Raw genomic sequence first — 4,124 nt, 5'->3', positions numbered from 1 at the left:
TTGGACGAAACCAACGCAGCCCTGAGCACAAACGGCAAGTTGACGGTCACTGACGTAGACAGTGCCGAGACTTTCAAGGCCCAGACTGATGTCGCCGGAACGCATGGCAAGTTCAGCATCGACGCACAAGGCAACTGGACTTACGTAGCCAACACCGCATTGAACAGCCTGAATGCAAGCGACTCGGTGAGCGACACGTTCCCCGTGGAATCTGCTGACGGCACAAAGACCAGCGTCAAAGTAACGATCAACGGCACGAACGACGCGCCGACAATCACCAGCAACGTGCAAGCGGGCACGGTCAAAGAAGACGAGACGCTGACGGCGACAGGCCGGATCACATCCAGCGATGTGGACCACGCTGCGACAGCGGCCTACAGCGGCAGCGCTGATGGCGAGTACGGCAGCTTTGCGGTCAACGCACAAACGGGTGAGTGGACCTACACCCTGGCCAACGGTGCGCATCAGAATCTGAAAGAAGGCGAAAGCCACGTAGAGCAGTTCACCGTGACGGTGACCGATGACAAGGGTGCGACAACCACACAAGTGGTGAGCGTGACGGTCAACGGCACAAACGACGCCCCCACTCTGACCAGCCAGACCGCGATCCTGAGCGCAGGCCTTGAAGACACGGCCTACACCTTCACAGCCGCGCAACTGCTGCAAGGCTACAGCGACGTCGATGGCGGCACGCTCAGCGTGACGAACGTCACAGCTGCGCACGGCACCCTCACAGATGACGGCAATGGCAACTACAGCTTCACACCCAATGCCAACTACAACGGCCCGGTTCATCTGAGCTACACCATCAGCGATGGTCAAGGCGGCCACACAGCCGTCCAGCAGAGTTTCAGCCTGAGCACCAGCAACGACGTACCAATCTTGACGGGTGCCAAGGCCAGCCTGGCTGCGGGCACGGAAGACCAGTCTTACATCATTCGCGTCGTCGACTTGTTGGCCGGTTACACCGATGCCGATCTGGGCACGCTGAGCGTGAGCGAACTGCTGGCCGACCAGGGCCAGATCACCGACAACCAAAACGGCACCTACACTTTCACGCCTGCGGCTAACTACAACGGCACCGTCACGCTGAGCTACCTCATTGCAGACGGCCAAGGCGGACACACTGCAGCCTCGCAAACCTTGAGTTTGAACAGCGTCAACGACGCCCCCGCACTCACCGGTGAAACGGCTGATCTGATCAATGGCCAAGAAGGCCAAGCCTACGAAGTCACTGCCGCCGACCTGCTCAAAGGCTACACAGATGTCGAAGGCGACGCCCTGAGCGTGGCCGCCTTGAGCGCCAACCACGGCAGCGTTACAGACAACGGCAACGGCACCTACACCATCACCCCCGATACGGGCTATGCCGGTCTGGTGACCCTGAGCTACAAGGTGGTGGATGCGCAAGGTGCCCAAACAGCCGCCACCCAAAGCTTTGGCCTGACCGCCAACAACGTGGCACCGGCCCTGACCGGCACGCCCGCAAACCTGGCAGCAGGCCAGGAAGACAGCGCCTACACCGTGCGCGTGCAAGACCTGTTGACAGGCTACAGCGATCAAGACGGCGGCACACTGGCGATAGAAAACCTGCGGGTCGATCACGGCCAAGTGCAGTTGACAGCGCCCGGCGTGTACACCATCACCCCGGATGCGAACTACAACGGCACGCTGACACTGAGCTACAAAGTGGTGGACGGCCAAGGCGGTCGCACCAACGCCACACAAACCGTCACGCTGGAATCTGTCAACGACGCACCAGCCCTGACCAGCCTGCCCGCGATCTTGGCAGCAGGCGCAGAAGACCAAGCCTATCAAGTCACCGCCGCGCAACTGCTGCAAGGCTACAGCGATGTCGATGGCGGCACGTTGAGCGTGGGCGCACTGATCGCCAACCACGGCAGCGTCACAGACAATGGCGACGGCACCTACACCATCACGCCAGCGGCCAACTACAACGGCCCCGTCACGTTGACGTACAAAGTGCTGGACGGCCAAGGCGCAGAAAAGTCGGTCAGCCAAAGCTTCAGCCTGAACAGCGTCAACGACGCACCTGCGCTGACCAGCCAGACCGCGATCCTGACCGCCGGTGTGGAAGACACGGTCTACACCTTCACCGCTGCACAACTGCTGCAAGGCTACAGCGACGTGGATGGCGGCTCGCTGAGCGTGACGAATGTGACGGCCGAGCACGGCATCCTCACAGATGACGGCCAAGGCAACTACAGCTTCACACCCAATGCCAACTTCAACGGCCCGGTCGAGCTGCGCTACACCATCAATGACGGACAAGGCGGCCAAACGGCGGCGACTCAAAGCTTCAGCCTGGGCGCAGTCAAAGATGCTCCGCTGCCCTTGGCCGATGCGATACGTATCACCGAAGGTGACAGTCAAGGTGGTTTCAACTTGCTGAGCAACGACAGCAATGTCGATGGTTTGGCTTTGACCATATCGGGCATTTCCAACGCCAACCAAGATGCGGTTTCGTTTGATGCGGTGCTGAATGTTTTCCGCATCGTCACCAGCCATGGCGTCTTGACTTTGGGCGTCAATGGCAGCTACAGCTATTCGGCCAGCGGTGCTGCCAGTGTGGCCCTGAATGCCGGTGAGAAATTCACAGAGACTTTCTTCTATACCGTCACCGATGGTGAGACAACTTCCATCAGCACGCTCAAGGTCACCATCGACGGTGTCAGCACAGTCATCGACGGTTATGTGCAAAACGCAACGGTTTTCTATGACCTGAACAACAACCAGATTCAGGACGAAGGCGAAGCGACAGCCACCACAGACGATTTCGGTCGTTTCAGCGTTTCTGTGGACACGCCTCTCAGTGGTGGACGTTGGGTGTCAACGGGCGGTACAGACTCTTTCTCTAGCGAGGTTGTGGGTTACCTGTTCGCGCCAGCTGGATCATCGGTCATCACGCCCCTGACAACACTCTTGGCCTTTGGTTCTGAAGCGCAACGTGCGGCCATCGAGTCCAGCATGCTCAAGGTTCTGGGTCTTGATACCTTGTTGGTTGAAGCAGGCATTGCCAGCGTCACCGATTTTGACCCTATGGCCGCCATCGTGTCGCCCATGGATGGTGCGAATCTGAGTGCGTTGCAACAGGCCGGTGCAGCGGTGTTTGCTGCTCAGCAAGTCATCATGACCTTGATGCAGACGGCCATCAAGCTGGGTTCAGCAGACAGCGTGGTGCAGGACATCCAGAGCTCCTTTACGAATTTGGCCACCAAAATCAGTCTGGGCCAGATGGCGGGTGCTGAGACTGCTGAAGGTCGCTTGGCGCTCTTGCATGCGCTCAATGAAGAAGTCATTTTTTTGGTCGTCGCGGATTCCGCATTGATCCCCGATGCGCTGAAATCCGAGGTGGCACAGGCGCTCGGTAGCATGCTGAACCATGTCACGGATGCATTGGTCACGAATTTCGAAGCATTGGCAATTCGGCTTGCCCACAGCGCTCATGGGCTGGAATTGTCGGTCGATGACCAGATTTACATCGCACTGGCCAAATCGACAGTCGCTTCGGCTCAGACATCGCTGTTGGATGCGATTTCCGATGTTTTGAACAGCTCGCAGCCCCTGAAGGTGGCAGATAGTTTTGCTGCCTCTTTTGATGAGCAGGTCCAAAACGCAGCCAATGACGCTGTGACTTTGCCAGAGCCTGGGGATTATTTGAGCATTGCAGCGGCCAAGGCCTATGTTGCTAAAGGTGTTGATATCTCTGGCCACTACCTGACGGCTTCAAGCATCTCGCTGTCAGACTTCCAAGCCCTGCACACCATCGCTGGCATGCTTGTCCAGGCGGGCATCGAAATCAATGCGGTCGACTCTGGTGTGCGCGGCTATAGCGATGAGATCAATTCACTGTTGGGCGAAAGTGGTCTAAGCGGCGTGCTGAACCTGGGCGGTAACGTCAACGAAACAGTCACCATTGATCAAACCCAGGCTTCTGGCTTGATCACTGCTGGACTGGACTTTGCAGCGGGCGACACCATCACGCTGAACGTGGACACAGCCGCCTCGGGCACGCACCTGAGCAACAGCCTCAAAGACCTGAACAAGCTGGGCGTGGACGCGATCCTGGTCAGCGGCGGCGACCAGATCAACGTGGACCTGGG

General features: G+C 58.3%; 1 protein-coding gene. It reads left to right on the top strand.

Features of this window, described 5'->3' with window-relative positions:
* On the top strand, nt 1–4,124 hold a 4,124-nt coding region (locus H663_RS40690), incomplete at both ends, for a cadherin-like domain-containing protein (RefSeq protein WP_133240099.1).

Origin of the sequence: Limnohabitans planktonicus II-D5 (assembly GCF_001270065.2) — a bacterium.
Taxonomy (GTDB): Bacteria; Pseudomonadota; Gammaproteobacteria; order Burkholderiales; family Burkholderiaceae_C; genus Limnohabitans_A; species Limnohabitans_A planktonicus.
This window is presented reverse-complemented; position numbering and strand designations above follow the sequence as displayed.